Here is a 17,858-nt window from a genome sequence, read left to right as displayed (position 1 = left end):
CCCTCGGCGGTCGCTCCTCCGCGGGCGGGGCCAGCGGGGACCGGCCGCCCGCCGCCCTCAGGAGAGCTGTCCGACGACCGGCTCCAGCTCGCCCCTGAGCCACTCCAGCCCGATGGGCGCGGGGGAGTTCAGCGCGTTGGCGAAGGCCAGGTCGGCGTAGTACACGGTCGAGGCCCCGACCGCGGGCAGCTCCTGGAAGAGGGGGTCCTCGGCCAGCCTGTCGCGGTCCTCCCCGGTCGGGGCCCACACCATGAGCACGTCGGCGTCGAGTTCCCCGGTGCGCTCCAGCGGCAGCGGGTCGCCCGTCTGGGTGTTGTCCTGGTTGTCGGCGGGCCGCAGCCCGAACAGTTCGAGCACCGAGCCGTTGCCGAAGGCGTACCGCCCCGGGTCGGCGCGCACCCACTGGTAGGTCCTGGAACCGATGTCGGGCACCCGCCCGCCGACCTCGGCGAACGCCGCGCTGATGCCGGTGATCAGCTCCTCGGCCTCCTCCTCCCTGCGCAGCGCTTGGGCGGTGGTGCGCAGGCGCGCGTCCCAGTCCACGTTGAGGGCCTCGGAGTCCGGGGCGACCGTCGGCGCGATGGCGTTGAGCCGCTCGAACGTGGTCGCGTCCGGAACCTGGTAGGTCTGGGCCAGGATCAGGTCGGGCTCCACGGAGGCGATGGCTTCGAGGTTGGGTCCGCCGTCGGCCGAGACCAGGCCGGGGTCGGCGATCCCGGCCAGCTCCTCGGCCAGCCAGGGGGTGGCGGCCTCCAGGGTCTCGGGGTCGGCGGCGACGGCGACCGGCGTCACCCCCAGGGAGACGGCCTCGTCCGCCGCGGCGAAGCCCAGGGCCAGGACCCGGCTCGGGCTCTCCTCGACCGTGACCCCGCCGTGCCGGGTCTGGACGGTCACGGGGTAGCCGTCGGCGCCGGGGGAGGACCGCTGGTCGGCCTCCCCGGCCCCGGTCGCGCATCCGGCCACGGCGGCGGCCAGCGCGATCGCCGCCACGGCCAGGCGCCTCCCGCGGCCGACCGCCGCGCGCTCCCGTGCAGTCCTCACGTACGCCCACCTCTCACTCGTCGCGAAGCGCTGCTCCGCGCCGCACGGCGGACACGGGGGAGCCGTGGGGGCTCCCGCTCCAGCGCGCGGTTAAGGGAAGCCTTACCTTATTCTCTGCTTGCGGGAGGGTGCCACACCGCCCTCCCCGAAGCGGCGTCCGGACGCGGGACGGGTGCGCGGCCGGGGACCGGCGTCGCGCGTTCGCGGGCAGGTCCCCGCGTTCCCGAGCGGGTCCCCGCGCGGGCCCGCCGCCCCGTCGCCCCGTGGGCCCGAGGGGCCGAGGGCCCGCTACGCTCGGTCGCATGTGGCGATTCGTACGCAAACCAGCCAGGGTGCCGCGTCGGGGCGCCGACATCGGGGCGCACCTGGTACCGGAGGCCTTCGGAGTCGACCCGGTCCTGAGGACCGCGTGCGAGGCCGTCCGCGAGGGCGACCTCGAAGCCGGCACCCCTCTGCTCGTGGAGAGCCGGGAGGACCCCGAGACCCGCGTGCTGCGGGTCGAGGCGCTGGCCAGGGCCGCCGTCGACCTGCCCGAGGAGATCGTCGGACTCATGGCGGCCGGTGCCGACGGGGCCGACACCATGCTCTGGCTGGGCCACACGCTGCTGGCCCGCGCCCTGGTCCGGCCCTCCGGCGGGACCAGGGCCGACGAGAAGGCCGCCTCCGCCGCCCTGCACGAGGCGGTGGAGGCACTGGAGGCCGCCGCGCGGCTGCGCCCCGACGACGCGGCGCCCTGGGCCGGGCTCCAGACCGCCGCGATGGGCCTGGGCGCGGACCGGGAGGAGAAGGACCGGATCTGGCGTGAGATCACCGCCCGCGCGCCCCACCTGTTCCCCGCCCACACGGTCCGCACGCGCACCCTGTCGGCCGCCCGGGGCGGCAGCACCGAGGAGATGTTCGCGTTCGCGGGAGCCGCAGCCGACACCGCGCCCGCGGGCAGCCCCCTGCCGTCCGTGCTCGCCCTCGCCCACGCCGAGCACGTGCGCACGGAGCAGAAGCGCCTGCTCGCCGAGGGCAGCGCCCCCTACATCGTGGACATGGCCCTGGGCCGCCTGCACGGGGAGTCGGTCCAGGAGCTGTTCGAGCTCGCGCGGACGTGGGCCGCCGAGGCGGTGCCGCATCCGCGCGACGCCCAGGCCCACCACCTGTTCGGATGGGCCTTCCACCGGGCCGGGATGGCGCAGGCGGCGCACTGGCACCTGACCGCCGTGGGAACCGTGCGGTGCGACGTGCCCTGGTCCTTCTTCGGCCCCGCCCACACCGAACTGATCCGCGCGATGGCCGAACTCGGGGTCGATCCTGGCCGGGAGACCCAGGGGCCGGCGGCGACCTGAGTACCGCTACTCAGGTGGGGGCGACGCACAGCGGGCAGTCTGGGGACATGAACCACCGCTCTCCCGCCCCCGCCCCCGTCTCGCGCACGGTCCCGCTCGCCGTGGCCGCGGCCCTCGCCGCCGCGGCCCTGGCCCACCTGGTCGGGTGGGGCGTCGCCCACGCCATGGACGCGGCCCACACGGCGCCCGACGCCAACATCGGCGCCGGGATGGCCCTGCTGCTCCTGCCCTTCCCCCTCGCCCCGGTCATGGCCTGGCCGCTGGCCCGGGCCCTCCGCCTGCCCCGCCCCGGGATCACGGCGCTGATCTGCGCCCCCGTGTACCTGCTGCTGGCCGTCGGGGTGTGGACCGTGTGGCCCGGCGCGGCCGACCGGGTGCCGCGGACCTCGTTCCTGCACCCCGTGCTCGAATCCACGTGGAGCCTGGTCGCCGCCAACGCGCTCATCCTCGCGGTCACGCTGGTCGCCGCGGCGCTGGTCGTCCGCGGTCGGTCCGCCCGCGCCGTCCGATCCTGAGGGCGCACGTGCCCCGGCGCCCGAAAAGCCCTCGCCAGGGCCGCGGGGGCTCGGCCACAATGCACGGGTGCTACTGACGATCACGACCACGGCGAACCCGGCGACGGACCTCGGTTTCCTGCTGCACAAGCACCCCGACAGGGCGCAGAGCTTCGAGCAGTCCTTCGGCACCGCCCACGTCTTCTACCCCGAGGCCACCGAGCAGCGCTGCACCGCCGCGCTGATGCTCGACGTCGACGCGCAGGCGCTGCTGCGCACGCGCACGTCGGTGAGCACGCCCGACTTCGCACTGGCCCAGTACGTCAACGACCGCCCCTACGCGACGTCGTCGCTGTTCACGGTGGCGCTGGGGCGGGTCATGCGCTCCGCGCTGCGGGGGGACTGCAGGCAGCGCCCCGAGCTGGCGCGCACGCCGATCCCGCTGGAGCTGCGCATGCCCGCGGTGCCCTGCCGGGGCGGCGCCGAGCGCGTGCGGTCGCTGTTCGAGCCCCTGGGGTGGGCGGTGGAGGCCGAACCGGTCCCGCTCGACCCCGGGCTGCCCGGATGGGGCGACTCCCACTACCTGTCGCTCACCCTCACCGGCACCGTCCGGCTGTCCGAGGCGCTCAGCCACCTGTACGTGCTGCTGCCGGTCCTGGACGGCAACAAGCACTACTGGGTGGACCGCAGCGAGGTGGACAAGCTGCTGCGCGCCGGTGGGCTCGCCGCCGGTGACGCCGGGACCGGCGCGGCTGGTGAGCCCGCTGACAGCGACGGAACCGACGGGCCCGCTGAGCCCACCGTGGGCAACGGGCCCTCCGTGAGCGCCGAGAGCGACGGGCCCGCCGAGACCGGCTGGCTCGCCGGGCACCCCGAACGCTCCTGGATCGTCCGCCGCTACCTCAACCGCCGCGACGGCTACGTGCGGACCGCGCTGGCCCGCCTGGCCGAGGCCGACGACCTGACCGGGGACGGGGAGGGCGACGACCCCGGGGTCGAGGAGGCCTCCGCGGCGCTGCCCCTGGAGGAGCGCGCCCCCAGCCTGGCCGAACAGCGGGCCGGGGCGGTCATGGCGGTGCTGGCCGCCGAGAACGCCACCAGCGTCATCGACCTGGGCTGCGGCGCCGGACAGCTGCTCACCCGCCTGGTGCGCGACCGCTCCCTGGAGCGCGTCACCGGCGTGGACGTCAGCGTCGTCAGCCTCGAACGCGCCCACCGCAGGGTGTGCAGGGGCTGCGACCCGGGCGGGCGCGACCGCCACCGGCCCCTGTTCTCCGACACCGTCGCGGCCCGCGACCGCGGGGACGCGGGCCGCAGGCCGGAACTGCTCGTCGGCTCGGTCGTCTACCGCGACAAAAGGTTCGAGGGCTACGACGCCGCCGTCCTCATGGAGGTGGTCGAGCACATCGACCCCTCGCGCCTGCCCGCGATGGAGGAGAGCGTGTTCGGCTCCGCCCGGCCCCGCGTCGTCGTGGTCACCACGCCCAACGCCGAGTACAACACCCACTACGAGGGGCTGGAGGAGGGCGCCCTCCGGCACAGCGACCACCGCTTCGAGTGGACGCGCGCCGAGTTCACCCTGTGGGCGGACGGGGTCGCCGACAAGCACGGCTACCGCGTCCGCTACCTGCCGGTCGGGCCCGAACACCCCGACACCGGCGCACCGACCCAGATGGGAGTCTTCGTCCGATGAGTACGACCGAGAGGGACGGGGCCGCCGAGCCGCGCGTGCTCGGCGTGCCCGAGATGGGGCTCGTCGTGCTGGTCGGGGTCTCCGGTTCCGGCAAGTCCACCTTCGCCGCCCGGCACTTCGCGCCCACACAGGTGATCAGCTCCGACTACTGCCGCGGCCTGGTCAGCGACGACGAGAACGACCAGGCCGCCACCGCCGACGCGTTCTCGCTCCTGCACACCGTCGTGGACATCCGGCTGCGCCGGGGCCTGCTCGCCGTGGTCGACGCCACCAACGTGCAGAGCAGGGCCCGCCGGGAACTCGTGCGCATCGCCAAGGACAACAACGTGCTGTCCACGGCCATCGTGCTCGACGTCCCCGAGGCCCTGGCCCGGGAGCGCAACCGGGACCGGCCCGACCGCGACTTCGGCGACCACGTCATCCGCCGCCAGCGGCGCGACCTGCGCCAGAGCCTGCGGCACCTGCGCCGGGAGGGCTTTCGCAAGGTGCACGTGCTCCAGGGGCCCGAGGAGATCGACGCCGCCGTCATCGAACTGGAGCGCGCCTGGCCCGACCGCAGGGAGCTCACCGGCCCCTTCGACATCGTCGGCGACGTGCACGGCTGCCGCGAGGAACTGGAGGAGCTGCTGGGCGCGCTCGGCTACGAGCTGGCCCGCGACGACCTCGGGCGCCCGGTCGGCGCCCGCCACCCGCTGGGGCGCACGGCGGTGTTCGTCGGCGACCTCGTGGACCGGGGCCCCGACAGCCCCGGCGTCCTGCGCCTGGTCATGGGCATGGTCGCCGACGGCGACGCCCTCTGCGTGCCCGGCAACCACGAGAACAAGCTGGTCCGGGTGCTCAAGGGCGGCAAGGCCCGGCTCACGCACGGCCTCGCCGAGACCATGGAACAGCTGGGACGCGAGAGCGAGGAGTTCCGGAGGCGCGTGCTGGACTTCTGCGACGGGCTGGTCAGCCACCTCGTCCTGGACGGGGGCGCGCTGGTCGTCGCGCACGCCGGGCTCAAGGAGGAGTACCACGGGCGGGCCTCCGGCCGTGTGCGCTCCTTCGCCCTGTACGGCCAGACCACCGGTGAGACCGACGAGTACGGGCTCCCGGTGCGGCTGCCCTGGGCGCGCGAGTACCGCGGCCGGGCCGCCGTGGTCTACGGGCACACGCCCATGGTCAAGGCCGAGTGGGTCAACAACACCCTCTGCCTGGACACCGGCTGCGTGTTCGGCGGCAGGCTCACCGCGCTGCGCTACCCCGAGCGCGAGATCGTCGACGTGCTGGCGCGCCGCACCTGGTACGAGCCCGCCCGGCCGCTGACGGACACGGCGGACGGAGAACCCGCCACGCGCCCCGACGCCGCCGTGGACGTCACCGACATCGGCGTCGGCGACACCCGCACGGGCATGTTCGTGGAGACCGAGCACGGCCTGGTGCGCGCCGACGGAGGCAGCACCCTGGCCGCGCTGGAGGTCATGAGCAGGTTCGCGGTGGACCCGCGCTGGCTGCTCTACCTCCCGCCGACCATGGCGCCCGCGCCGACCTCGGCCGAGCCCGGGCTGCTGGAGCACCCGAACGAGGCCTTCGCCTCCTTCCGGGGCTCGGGGATCGGCGAGGTCGTGTGCGAGGAGAAGCACATGGGGTCGCGGGCCGTGGCCGTGCTGTGCCGGGACGCCGACGCCGCCGAACGCCGGTTCGTGCCCGGGGAGCTGGGCACCGTGTACACCCGGACCGGACGGCCCTTCTTCTCCGACCCGGCCCTCCAGGCGCGGGTCGTGGACCAGCTGCGGCAGGCGGTCACCGACGCCGGGCTCTGGGACCGGCTGGGCACCGACTGGGTCGCCCTGGACGGGGAGATGCTGCCGTGGTCGGCCAAGGCCCGGACGCTGATCCGCGAGCAGTACGCGTCGGTGGGCGCCGCCGCCCGCGCGGCCCTGCCCGCCGCCGGGATCGCGCTCGCCGCCGCGGCCAGGCGCGGTGTGCCCGTGGACGGGCTGATCGAGGGGGTCGCGCGCCGGACGGAGCAGGTGGAGGAGTTCAGCCGGGTCTACCGGCGCTACTCCTGGGACACCGACGGCACCGCCGGGCTCCGGTACGCGCCGTTCATGGTGCTGGCCTCCGAGGGGCGCGAGTACGGGGACGCCGACCACCTGTGGCACATGGCGGTCGCCGAACGGCTCGCCGAGGCCAGCGGGCTGGTCCGCCCCACCCGCTACCGGGTCGTGGACACCACCGACCCGGGCGCGTGCGCCTCGGCCGCCGACTGGTGGACCGACATGGTCTCCACCGGCGGCGAGGGGATGGTGGTCAAACCCCTCCTGGGCGCCCGGGCCACGGGCCGCAAGGGCCTGGCACAGCCCGGGCTGAAGGTGCGCGGGCCCGAGTACCTGCGCATCGTCTACGGGCCCGACTACACCGACCCCGAGCGGATGGCGGTCCTGAAGGACCGCAACGTGGGCCGCAAGAGCGGGCTGGCCATGCGCGAGCACAAGCTGGGCCTGGAGGCGCTGGCCCGCCACGCCCGGCGCGAACCGCTGTGGCGCGTGCACGAGCCGGTGTTCGCGGTGCTGGCCCTGGAGTCGGTCCCGGTCGACCCCCGGCTGTAGCGGGCGGGGCGGCGGTCGCGCGGCGCTGACGTCGTGCGACCGCCACCCCGGCGCTCCGCGTGGTCAACGTCCGCGCGACCGCGCGCGTGCGGGGCTCACTGGAGGCGGATCGGCCTTCCGGCCTGGCTCTTCGGCCCAGCTCTTCGGCCCAGCTCTTCGGTCTGCCCCTCCGGCCCAGCTCTTCGGTCTGATCCTTCGGAGGATCCCACGAGGCACGGGCGCCGCCGGACCGGTCCGATCCCACCGACGGCGTTCCGATTCGCCTCCTTTTCACGCCCTCTCTTTCGGTCGGACATCCGCAGGGGCCATGATGTGCACGCCCGTCAACCCCCACTCCCCTCCGGAGAAGATGTGTCCCCCAACCGACCCGGACGCCTGGTCGCGTCCACGTCCGCCGCGGCGGCGGTGCTCCTGGGCCTCGGGCTCACGTCCGCGCCGTCCGCCCTCGCCGACACCGCCACCCCGGTGGTCAGCGAGGTCTACGGCGGAGGCGGCAACAGCGGCGCGGACCTGCGCCACGACTTCGTCGAACTGGGCAACCCCACCGGCGAGGCCTTCTCCCTCGACGGCTGGAGCGTGCAGTACCTGCCCGCCAACCCCAGGCCCGCCACCCAGGTGCAGGTCACGGCACTGAACGGCGAGATCGGCGCGGACGGGTACTACCTCGTGCGCCAGGCGGCGGGCGCCGGGGGCAGCACCGACCTCCCCGCCCCCGACGCCACCGGCGGCACCAACATGTCCGCCACCTCCGGCACGGTCCTGCTCGTGCGGGGCACCGACCCCGTCACCTGCCGGACCGCCGCGGAGTGCACCGCGGACGCGTCCGTCGCCGACCTCGTCGGCTACGGGGACGCCGTCGTCCACGAGGGTGCGCCCGCGCCCCGGCTGGGCAACACCACCTCCGCCTCGCGCGACGACGCCCTCACCGACACCGGCGACAACGCGGCGGACTTCACGGCCGCGGCCCCCTCGCCCACCAACACCGCGGGCCAGACACCCGGCGGGGGCGGCACCGACCCCGAGGAACCCGTCGAGCCCGGCGACCTGCGCGTCCACGACGTCCAGGGCACCACCCGGACCTCCCCCTACGCCGGACAGCAGGTCACGGGCCTGCCGGGCGTGGTCACGGCGGTCAACCCCTTCGGCGGCGCGCGGGGGTTCTGGTTCCAGGACACCGAGGGCGACGGCGACCCGCGCACCAGCGAGGGGCTGTTCGTCTTCACCGGGTCCACCACCCCGGACGTGGCCGTCGGCGACGAGGTCCTGGCCGCCGGACGGGTCAGCGAGTACAGCCCCGCCTCCGGTGCGCAGACCATCACCCAGCTCGACCAGGCCCGCTGGACCGTCCTGTCCTCGGGCAACGCCGCGCCCGACCCGGTCCTGCTCGACGAGGACGCCGTCCCCGAGGCGTACGCGCCCGAACCCGGCGGCGACGTCTCCGCGCTCGACCTGGAACCCGCGGAGTACGCCCTGGACTTCTGGGCCGCGCACGAGCACATGCTCGTCCGCGTGGAGGACGCGCCCGTCGTCGGCGCCACCGACGACTACTCCGCGCTCTGGGTGACCACCAAGCCCGGACAGAACCCCACCGTCAACGGCGGCACCCGCTACGGCTCCTACGGCGACCCCAACTCCGGACGGATCAAGGTCGAGTCGCTGCTGGACCGCGACCAGCACCCCTTCCCCGAGGCCAACGTGGGCGACACCCTCGCCGGGGTCACCGAGGGACCCCTCTACTACAGCCGGTTCGGCGGCTACCTCATCCGCGCCACCACCCTGGGCGGGCACGTGCGGGGCGGCCTGGAGCGCACCGCCGTCCGCGACGCGCGGCGCCACGAGGTCAGCGTCGCCACCTACAACGTCGAGAACCTCGGCGGGCGCGACGACCAGGCCAGGTACGACGCGCTGGCGGCCGGGATCGTCGAGTCCCTGAACTCGCCCGACATCATCGGCCTGGAGGAGATCCAGGACAACACCGGCCCGACCGACGACGGCGTCGTGGACGCCGACGTCACCCTGGACCGGCTGGTGGAGGCCGTGGAGGAGCACGGCGGCCCCGCCTACGAGTGGCGGCAGATCAGCCCCGAGGACAAGCAGGACGGCGGCCAGCCCGGCGGCAACATCCGCAACGCGTTCCTGTTCGACCCCGAGCGCGTGCAGTTCGTCGACCGCGAGGGCGGCGACGCGACCACCGCCGTGGAGGTCGTGGAGGGCGGGCGCGGCGCCGAGCTGTCGGTGTCCCCGGGCCGGATCAGCCCGCGGGACGGGGCCTGGGACTCCAGCCGCAAGCCGCTGGTCGGCCACTTCCGCGCCCTGAACCGGGACGTCTACGTGGTCACCAACCACTTCAACTCCAAGGGCGGGGACGAGTCCCTGCACGGCGTCCACCAGCCGCCGCGGCGCACCAGCGAGGCCCAGCGCCACGCCCAGGCCGGGCTCGTGCGCGACTTCGCCGAGGAGCTGCTGGCCGTGGACCCCGAGGCCAACCTGGTGGTCATGGGCGATCTGAACGACTTCCAGTTCTCCCGGACCCTGGAGATCCTGACCGCCGACGGGCCGCTGCACAACCCGATGACGGACCTGCCCGTGGAGGAGCGCTACAACTACGTCTTCGACGGCAACTCCCAGGCGCTGGACCACATCCTGGTCAACCAGGCGCTCGCGGGCCGGGTCGAGTACGACATCGCGCGGATCAACTCCGAGTTCTCCGACCAGGTCAGCGACCACGACCCCCAGGTGCTGTGGCTGGACACCCGCCGCGGCACCCCGCCCGGGCGCCCCTGATCCCGCCCGGCTCCCGGCGCGACTTCCGCGCCGGGAGCCGGGTCCCCCGTGCCGCGAAGGCGACCGTCCCCGGTCGCCTTCGCGTTTCCTCCGGGACGGGCCCTCAGCGCACGTCCCGGCGGCTCAGCACCGTCGCGGAGAGCGCCCACAGGGCGAGGGTGGTCGCCGCGGCCGCCAGCACGACGGAGAACGCCGTCGGCAGGTCGAGGGACCCCGCGTCGGAGACGGCGGTGCTGCCCAGGCTGAGCGACGTGGTGACCAGCGACTGCGGCAGGAGGTAGGAGACCACCCCGCCCTCCCCGGAGTAGAGGAGGCCGATCCCGGCGACGCAGCCCAGGAGGCCCAGGGCGACGGGCGCGGCGAAGGAGCGGACCAGCATCGACAGCAGGGACTGCAACGCGGCGACCGGCAGCGCGGCGACGACACCCAGCAGGGCGGCGGCCGCGCTGTGCCAGGGCAGCCAGCCGTCCAGGCCCAGGACGAGCTTCCCGCTCAGCGTCACCAGCCCCAGCAGCACGGACTGCATCGTCACGACCACCAGGGCGAGCGAGGCGAGCTTGGCGCCGACGACCGAGAACGCCCGCGCGGGGGTGGCCATCAACAGGTTCCAGTTGTGGCCCCGGTGCTCCATGCGCCAGGCGGCCGACGCCGCCACCGCGACCCCCATCGACATGAACACCATGCCGTAGAAGAGCACCACCTGGGACCAGTAGGACGCCCACCCGGAGGAGAGGGCCTCCACGTTGCCCGCGTAGTTCACCGTCCCCGTGATGACCGCGAGCAGCGGCAGCACCACGGCCACGATCCACAGGGCCGAGCGGCGCAGCTTGGCGAGTTCGGCGAGGACCATCCCCATCACGCCTCCGTCCGGTCGAAGCGGTGGCCGGCCACGGCGAACAGGACGGCCACGAGCACCAGGAACGCGGCCAGCCAGCCGTATCCGGGCGTGATCGCGACGAAGCCGTCGTCTCCCATCCCCAGCGGGGAGACGACCGCGTAGTAGCCCCAGGGCAGCGCGCGCGCCAGGGCCGGGGGCATCAGCAGGGTGAACACCCCGCAGAACGAGCCGAGCAGCCCGAGCGCCAGCCCGACGAGCTGGTTCTCCACCCGGGCGGCCAGCAGCACGTGCAGGCACAGCATCGCCAGGTTCACCAGGAGCAGGCCGAAGGCGTACCAGACCCACATCCCGACGCGCGGCTCCACGGTGATCCCCGCGGCCAGGCCCGCCGTGAAGACCAGAACGGTCTGGACGGCCACCGCGACCGCCAGCAGCAGACCCAGCACCGCGACCTTGGCCCGGCACAGCCGTCCCGGACCGAACCCGGCCACCTGCGACAGCGTCCAGCCCCGGCCCTGGTGCTCGATGTCGACCTGCCTGCTGGCCAGCACCGAGACCAGGAGGGGCGAGGTCATGGCCGCGATCATGACGTAGCTCATGAACAGGCTTTCCCACGGCTGGGCGGCCGGATCGCCGAAGCCCTCCCGTGCGGAGTCCGACATCAGGTTCATGCAGGACAGGCCCACGACGGCGGCCACCATGACCGCGCAGACCACCACGACCCGGAGCCTGCGCGCCTTGCGCAGTTCGAGTCTCACCGCCGTCAGGATCACAGCAGCCCCTCACGGCCGGTGAGGTCCATGAAGACCTCCTCCAGGGACTGCTGGACGCGCCGCACCCCGTGGACCGGTACGTCGCCCTCGACGAGGCGCCGCACGAGCGCGGCGGTGTCCTCGTCGCCGAACCCGGACAGGCGCACGCCCCGCTCCGCGCGCACGGCGGGGACGCCCAGGGCCAGGGCCCGGTCGGGTTCGGGGGTGTCCACGAGCAGGTCCGGCACGCTGCGGTGGAACAGCTCGGTCCGGGTGCCCTGGAAGACCAGCTTCCCGCGGCCCAGGATGCCCAGCACCGAGGCCATCCTGTCGATCTCGTCGAGCAGGTGGCTGGAGACCATGACCGTGACGCCCTCCCCGGCCAGCGTCACCAGCAGTTCGCGGATCTCCTCGATGCCCGCGGGGTCCAGGCCGTTGGTGGGCTCGTCGAGGATGAGCAGGCGCGGCTCCCGCGCCAGGGCCATCGCGATGCCCAGACGCTGCTTCATCCCCAGCGAGTACGCCCGGACGAGCTTGCCCATGTGCTCCTGGAGGCGCACGGTGGCGACCGCGCGGGAGACCTGCCGGTCGCTGAGACCGAGCATCCGCTGGACGATCGCCATGTTCTCCCGCCCGGTCAGGTGGGCGTAGCCGGGAGGCGCCTCGATGAGGGAGCCGATCTCCCGCAGCAGGGCGGGGCGCGTGTCCCGGTTCATCGGCTGCCCGAAGACGGTGATCTCGCCCCGGGTGGGCCGGGCCAGCGACAGCAGCATCTTCATGGTGGTGGACTTGCCCGAGCCGTTGGGGCCCAGGAAGCCGTAGACGCAGCCCGGCGGCACCCGCAGGTCGAGGTCGTCGACGACGGTGCGCGCACCGTAGGCCTTCGTCAGGTGGTGGGTGGTGATGATGTGGTCCATGGAACTCCTTCCGCCGAGGAGTCTCCGGCGCCGGACCCGAGGAGGGCATCGTGCCGGGGGAGGGGAAACGCGCTCGTACCGCGGTAGGAGGAGGGGACGCGGGGCGGCGGGCGCTCCGGACGGACTGAGGCAGGAGCCGGGCACTGCCGGTGCGGCGGGGCACGGGGAAGGCCAGTGGTGCGGAGTCGGGCGGGCTCGCCGGGGTGCCCGTTCACGCCTCCCGGAGCAGGTCCTCGCGGCCCACCAGCCCGGCGCGGAACGCGAACAGCACGGCCTGCACCCGGTCGCGGGAGCCGGTCTTGGCCAGGACGTGGCCGACGTGGGTCTTGACCGTGGGCATGGACAGCACGAGGCGCTCGCAGATCTCCGTGTTCGTGTACCCCAGCGCCACGGCGACGAGGACCTCCTGCTCGCGCGGGGTCAGCGAGGCGACGGCGCGGCGGGTGTCCCCGTCGATCGGGACCGGGCGGGAGGACGGGCCGCCCAGCAGCGGGCGCACGTGCCCGAGCAGTCTGCGCGTGGAGCTGGCCGAGATGACGGAGTCGCCCCGGTGCACGGTCCGCACGGCCTCCAGCAGCTCCTCGGGCGGGGTGTTCTTGAGCAGGAAGCCCGCGGCCCCGGCCTCCACCCCCTCGACCACGTACTCGTCGGTGTCGAAGGTGGTGAGGATGACGACGCGGCAGTCCGCCCCGGAGGAGACGAGGGAGCGCGTGGCGCTCAGCCCGTCCGTACCGGGCATCTGGACGTCCATGAGCAGGACGTCGACGGGGTCGGAGTGCTGCCTGGCGAGGGCCTGGGCCCCGTCGCCCGCCTCCCAGGCCACGGTCAGGTCCGGCTGGGAGTCGATGACCATCGCCATGCCCGCCGTGAACAGCACCTGGTCGTCGGCCAGCCCCACGCGGATCACGCCTCCTCCCAGGGGACCACCGCGCGCACCCGCCAGGTGCCGGTGGCGTCGTCGGCGCCGACCTCCAGGGTGCCGCCGTGCAGGCCCACACGCTCGCGCATGCCGACCAGGCCGTGGCCGGGGCCCCGCCGAGCGCCGCCCGGGACCGCCCCGACGGCGGAGGGCGCCTTGGCGGCGGAGTGCCTCCCGGTACCGGAGGGCCTTCCGGTGCCGCAGGAACCCGCGGGCGCCGAGGGGCCCGAGGCGTCCGCGGGTGTCGATGGACCCGAGCGGCCCGTGGGAGGAACCCCCTCGGGTGCGGAGAGGGCCGTGGGCATGGAGGGGCCCGCGAACACCGGGGGAGCCGAGGGGCCTCCAGACGCGGACGGACCTGTGGATTCCGAGCGGCCTGAGGGGCCCGCGGGTGTGGTGAGGGCCGCGGGTGCGGCCTCGCGGACGGAGTTGGCCACGTCGATCCCGACCCGCCCGGGCGACCACGTCAGCTCGACCCGCGCGGCGGCGGGTCCCCCGTGCTTGAGCGCGTTGGCCAGCGACTCCTGCACCACGCGGTAGACCGTCAGGGACGCGGTCGCCGGCAGGGTCGCCGGGGCGCCGGTGTCCGCCCGGCCGCCGCGCGGGGCGGCCGGGGACCCGTGCTGGACCAGGCGGATCCGCAGACCGGCGCGGCGGTACTCCTCCACGAGGCCGGGCAGGTCGCCGACCCCGGGGGCCGGGGCGGCCCCGCGCTCCTCGCCGTCGCGCAGGACGCCCAGGAGCTGGTGCAGTTCCGCCGCCGACTCGCGTCCCACCTGGGCGACGGTGGCCAGGGCGGCCACCGCGCGCTCCGGGGCGGCCTTCGCGGCGTAGCGGCCGCCGTCGGCCTGGGCGACGATGACGTTCAGCGAGTGCGCGAGGATGTCGTGCATCTCCCGGGCGATGCGCGTCCGCTCGTCGAGCGCGGCCAGGCGCACCTCCTGCTCCCGCTGGGTCTCCAGCAGCCGGGCGTGCTCCACGACGCGGGCGAACTCCTCGCGGTTGCGCCTGCGGAACGCTCCGAGCAGGGAGAACAGCGCGACCGCCGTCCACGCCGAGACGACGCTGTTGAGGCGCAGCTCCAGGTCCGCGGAGAGGTTCTCCGGCGGGATGGAGAGGACGGCCCAGGCCGCTCCGGCCAGGAGCAGGAGGAGACCGACGGCGCGCCACGGGCGCGGGAGCTCGGCCTGCGCCGTGTAGGACGCGACCAGGGCGCAGATGCCCACCGGGGCCGTGGGCTGGTCGAACCAGAGGATGTGGAACGCCAGCAGGACGCCCAGCACCGCGAGGCACGCGAACGGGCGGACGCGGCGCAGGGCCAGGGCGGCGCAGCACGCGGTGGCCAGCACGAGGTAGACCCACGACTCGGCGGTGTCGAAGCTGGCCCTCGGCCAGGTCGCCATCGACATGGCGAACCAGACGACGGCCCAGAGCGCGTCCACGGCGAGCACGTGGCCGCGGGCCCACAGCGTCACGCGGTCCAGGAGGGAGCGTGGGGACAGGTCGGGCATTCCCCCAGGATAGGAACGCGCGGGCCGGAGGGCCTCGTGCCACGGCATGAGACCGGGGCGTCCGAAAGGCGGTCCCGCGGCCCCCGCATGTCGCCGAAGGGCAGGTCACGGGGCATGGCGTGTCCACGGGCCCGCTCCCGGAGGGCGCCTATCCTGGGGAGCGCCCGCGACGCGGCGGGCGCACTCCACCCAGGGAAGCGAGACATGAACGTACTGCTCACCGGCGGTGCCGGGTACATCGGCTCCCACACGGCGGTCGAACTCCTCGAAGCCGGGCACGAGGTCGTGGTCGTGGACCTCCTCTCCAACAGCCACGAGGAGGCCCTGCGCCGCGTCGAGCGCATCACCGGGCGCGCCGTCGCCTTCCACCGGGCCGACTGCGCCGACCCCGAGGCGATGCGCCGGGTCTTCGCCGAGCACCGCGTCGACGCCGTCATCCACATGGCCGGGCTCAAGGCCGTGGGGGAGTCGGTGGAGCAGCCGCTGCGCTACTACCGCAACAACATGGACGCCCTGTTCACGCTCATCGAGGTCATGGACGAGCACGGCGTGCGCGACCTGGTGTTCAGCTCCTCGGCCACCGTCTACGGCGACCCCGAGCAGGTGCCGATCACCGAGGACAGCGCCCTGTCCGCCACCAACCCCTACGGCGCCACCAAGCTGTTCGCCGAGCGCGTCCTCCAGGACACGGCCGCCGCCGACCCGCGCTGGCGGATCACCGCCCTGCGCTACTTCAACCCCATCGGCGCCCACCCCAGCGGCCTGATCGGCGAGGACCCCCAGGGCGTTCCCAACAACCTCTTCCCCTACGTCGCGCAGGTCGCCGCGGGCCGCCGCGAGCGGCTGAACGTGTTCGGCGACGACTACGACACCCCCGACGGCACCGGCGTGCGCGACTACCTGCACGTGGTGGACCTGGCCCAGGGGCACATGGCCGCCGTGGAGCACCTCGCCGACGCTCCCGGGTACCGCGTCTACAACCTGGGCACGGGGCAGGGCACCTCCGTCCTGGAGGGCCTGCGCGCCTTCGAACGCGCCACCGGCGTGGCCGTCCCGTACGCCGTGGTCGACCGCCGCCCCGGCGACATCGCCGTGTGCTACGCCGACCCCTCGGCCGCCGCACGCGACCTGGGCTGGAAGGCCGTGCGCACGGTGGACGACGCCTGCCGCGACGCGTGGCGCTGGCAGTCGGCCAACCCCGCGGGCTTCACCGCCTGAGCCCCGGGAAGCCCTCCCGGCCGCCCCGTCGCGCGAGCTGAGCCGGACCGCACACGCGCGCGGGGCCTTCCGGGCGTGTGCAACGCCCTAGACTGGGCGGACATCCCTGTACTTCCTGCGGAAGGTCCTCCGTCGTGTCCGTTGGTGCTGAGAGCACGTTCGACACCGTTCTCGTCGTCGACTTCGGCGCGCAGTACGCGCAGCTGATCGCACGCCGGGTCCGCGAATGCCACGTGCACAGTGAGATCGTGCCCTCGACCATGCCCGTCGAGGAGATGCTCGCCAAGAAACCCAAGGCCATCATCCTCTCCGGCGGACCGTCGTCGGTCTACGCCGAGGGGGCCCCGAACCTGGGCCCCGAGCTGTTCGAGACCGGGGTGCCCACCTTCGGCATCTGCTACGGCTTCCAGGCGATGACCCGGGCCCTGGGCGGCACCGTCGCCAGGACCGACCTCAGCGAGTTCGGCCGCACCGAGCTGTCGGCGGTCACCGACTCCCTGCTGTTCGCCGGGATGCCCGCCGAGCAGCTGGTCTGGATGTCGCACGGCGACTCGGTGGTGGAGGCCCCCGAGGGCTTCGCCACGACCGCCAGCACCGCGGGGGCCCCGGTCGCCGCGTTCGAGCACACCGGCCGCAACCTCTTCGGCGTCCAGTTCCACCCCGAGGTCCTGCACACCGAGCACGGCCAGGAGGTGCTGCGCCGCTTCCTGTACGAGGGCGCCGGGTGCCGCCCCACCTGGACGATGGTCAACATCGTCGAGGAGCAGCTGGAGCGCATCCGCGAGGACATCGGCGACAAGCGCGTCATCTGCGCGCTGAGCGGCGGCGTGGACTCCGCGGTGGCCGGCGCGCTGGTGCAGCGCGCCGTCGGCGACCAGCTGACCTGCGTCTTCGTGGACCACGGCCTGCTGCGCAAGGGCGAGGCCGAGCAGGTGGAGAAGGACTTCGTCGCGATCACGGGCGCCAAGCTCAAGGTCGTGGACGCCGAGGAGCGGTTCCTGTCCGCCCTCGCGGGGGTCTCCGACCCCGAGGAGAAGCGCAAGATCATCGGCCGCGAGTTCATCCGCGTGTTCGAGCAGGCGGCCCGCGAGGTCGTCGCCGAGAGCGGCGAGACCGGCGCCGAGGTCGAGTTCCTGGTGCAGGGCACCCTCTACCCCGACGTGGTGGAGTCCGGCGGCGGTACCGGGACCGCCAACATCAAGTCCCACCACAACGTGGGCGGGCTGCCCGACGACCTCCAGTTCACGCTGGTGGAACCGCTGCGCGAGCTGTTCAAGGACGAGGTGCGCAAGGTCGGCGAGGAGCTGGGCCTGCCCGCCGAGATGGTCTGGCGCCAGCCCTTCCCCGGCCCCGGCCTGGGCATCCGCATCATCGGCGAGGTCACCCGCGAACGCCTGGAGATCCTGCGCGAGGCCGACGCGATCGCCCGCGAGGAGCTGACCCGCGCCGGACTCGACCGCGACATCTGGCAGTGCCCGGTGGTGCTGCTCGCCGACGTGCGGTCGGTGGGCGTGCAGGGCGACGGGCGCACCTACGGCCACCCGGTCGTGCTGCGCCCGGTCAGCAGCGAGGACGCCATGACCGCCGACTGGTCGCGCGTGCCCTACGACGTGCTGGCCAGGATCTCCAACCGCATCACCAACGAGGTGCGCGAGATCAACCGGGTGGCGCTGGACGTGACCAGCAAGCCCCCGGGCACCATCGAGTGGGAGTAGCCCCCTCGGGGGAGTGAACCCGGAGGGCGGGCCCCCCGAGGAGACGGACGG

13 protein-coding genes are annotated in these 17,858 nt (G+C 74.1%); 7 read left to right on the top strand and 6 right to left on the bottom strand.

What is annotated here, in order from left to right:
• Nucleotides 1-57: 57 nt before the first annotated feature.
• Nucleotides 58-1,041, bottom strand: coding sequence for an ABC transporter substrate-binding protein (locus tag NDAS_RS19870; RefSeq protein ID WP_041552881.1), 984 nt, complete (start codon nucleotides 1,039-1,041; stop codon nucleotides 58-60).
• A 302-nt stretch (nucleotides 1,042-1,343) separates the two neighbouring features.
• On the opposite strand from NDAS_RS19870, the gene NDAS_RS19865 reads away from it, so the two are divergent.
• The 5 genes from NDAS_RS19865 to NDAS_RS19845 all read left to right on the top strand — a co-directional run bounded on the left by NDAS_RS19865 (nucleotide 1,344) and on the right by NDAS_RS19845 (nucleotide 9,937).
• Nucleotides 1,344-2,375 (top strand): hypothetical protein, encoded by a 1,032-nt coding sequence (locus NDAS_RS19865; RefSeq protein WP_013155021.1) that lies wholly within the window; start codon nucleotides 1,344-1,346, stop codon nucleotides 2,373-2,375.
• Nucleotides 2,376-2,422: 47 nt separating this feature from the next.
• Complete coding sequence (locus NDAS_RS19860) at nucleotides 2,423-2,890, top strand: hypothetical protein (protein WP_013155020.1); 468 nt, start codon at nucleotides 2,423-2,425, stop codon at nucleotides 2,888-2,890.
• A 67-nt stretch (nucleotides 2,891-2,957) separates the two neighbouring features.
• Nucleotides 2,958-4,562 carry a 3' terminal RNA ribose 2'-O-methyltransferase Hen1 gene (locus NDAS_RS19855; RefSeq protein WP_013155019.1) on the top strand — a complete coding sequence of 535 codons (1,605 nt, stop codon included), beginning with the start codon at nucleotides 2,958-2,960 and terminating at the stop codon, nucleotides 4,560-4,562.
• On the top strand, nucleotides 4,559-7,153 hold the full coding sequence (locus tag NDAS_RS19850) for a polynucleotide kinase-phosphatase (RefSeq protein WP_013155018.1): 2,595 nt from the start codon (nucleotides 4,559-4,561) through the stop codon (nucleotides 7,151-7,153). The genes NDAS_RS19855 and NDAS_RS19850 overlap by 4 nt, the downstream gene beginning before the upstream one ends.
• A gap of 351 nt (nucleotides 7,154-7,504) precedes the next feature.
• Nucleotides 7,505-9,937 carry an endonuclease/exonuclease/phosphatase family protein gene (locus NDAS_RS19845; protein ID WP_013155017.1) on the top strand — a complete coding sequence of 811 codons (2,433 nt, stop codon included), beginning with the start codon at nucleotides 7,505-7,507 and terminating at the stop codon, nucleotides 9,935-9,937.
• A 103-nt stretch (nucleotides 9,938-10,040) separates the two neighbouring features.
• On the opposite strand, the gene NDAS_RS19840 is transcribed toward NDAS_RS19845, so the two are convergent.
• From NDAS_RS19840 to NDAS_RS19820, 5 genes are all read right to left on the bottom strand, one after another.
• Nucleotides 10,041-10,793 (bottom strand): ABC transporter permease, encoded by a 753-nt coding sequence (locus NDAS_RS19840; RefSeq protein WP_013155016.1) that lies wholly within the window; start codon nucleotides 10,791-10,793, stop codon nucleotides 10,041-10,043.
• Complete coding sequence (locus NDAS_RS19835; protein ID WP_013155015.1) at nucleotides 10,793-11,548, bottom strand: ABC transporter permease; 756 nt, start codon at nucleotides 11,546-11,548, stop codon at nucleotides 10,793-10,795. Before NDAS_RS19835 ends, NDAS_RS19840 begins: the two co-directional genes overlap by 1 nt.
• On the bottom strand, nucleotides 11,545-12,444 hold the full coding sequence (locus tag NDAS_RS19830) for an ABC transporter ATP-binding protein (protein ID WP_013155014.1): 900 nt from the start codon (nucleotides 12,442-12,444) through the stop codon (nucleotides 11,545-11,547). Before NDAS_RS19830 ends, NDAS_RS19835 begins: the two co-directional genes overlap by 4 nt.
• Nucleotides 12,445-12,655: 211 nt before the next feature.
• Nucleotides 12,656-13,351: a response regulator gene (locus tag NDAS_RS19825; protein WP_013155013.1), complete on the bottom strand. Its 696-nt coding sequence runs from the start codon at nucleotides 13,349-13,351 to the stop codon at nucleotides 12,656-12,658.
• Nucleotides 13,348-14,874, bottom strand: a complete 1,527-nt coding sequence (locus tag NDAS_RS19820) for a histidine kinase (protein ID WP_041552880.1) — start codon at nucleotides 14,872-14,874, stop codon at nucleotides 13,348-13,350. The genes NDAS_RS19825 and NDAS_RS19820 overlap by 4 nt, the downstream gene beginning before the upstream one ends.
• A gap of 204 nt (nucleotides 14,875-15,078) precedes the next feature.
• Here NDAS_RS19820 and galE point away from each other — a divergent pair, with 204 nt between their 5' ends.
• Nucleotides 15,079-16,092, top strand: coding sequence for a UDP-glucose 4-epimerase GalE (galE, locus tag NDAS_RS19815; RefSeq protein WP_013155011.1), 1,014 nt, complete (start codon nucleotides 15,079-15,081; stop codon nucleotides 16,090-16,092).
• 134 nt (nucleotides 16,093-16,226) lie between these two features.
• The gene (guaA, locus tag NDAS_RS19810; RefSeq protein ID WP_013155010.1) at nucleotides 16,227-17,807 is read left to right on the top strand and encodes a glutamine-hydrolyzing GMP synthase; all 1,581 of its coding nucleotides are present in this window, start codon (nucleotides 16,227-16,229) and stop codon (nucleotides 17,805-17,807) included.
• Nucleotides 17,808-17,858: the final 51 nt, after the last annotated feature.

The organism is Nocardiopsis dassonvillei subsp. dassonvillei DSM 43111 (genome assembly GCF_000092985.1).
GTDB classification, from domain to species: Bacteria; Actinomycetota; Actinomycetes; order Streptosporangiales; family Streptosporangiaceae; genus Nocardiopsis; species Nocardiopsis dassonvillei.
This window is presented reverse-complemented; position numbering and strand designations above follow the sequence as displayed.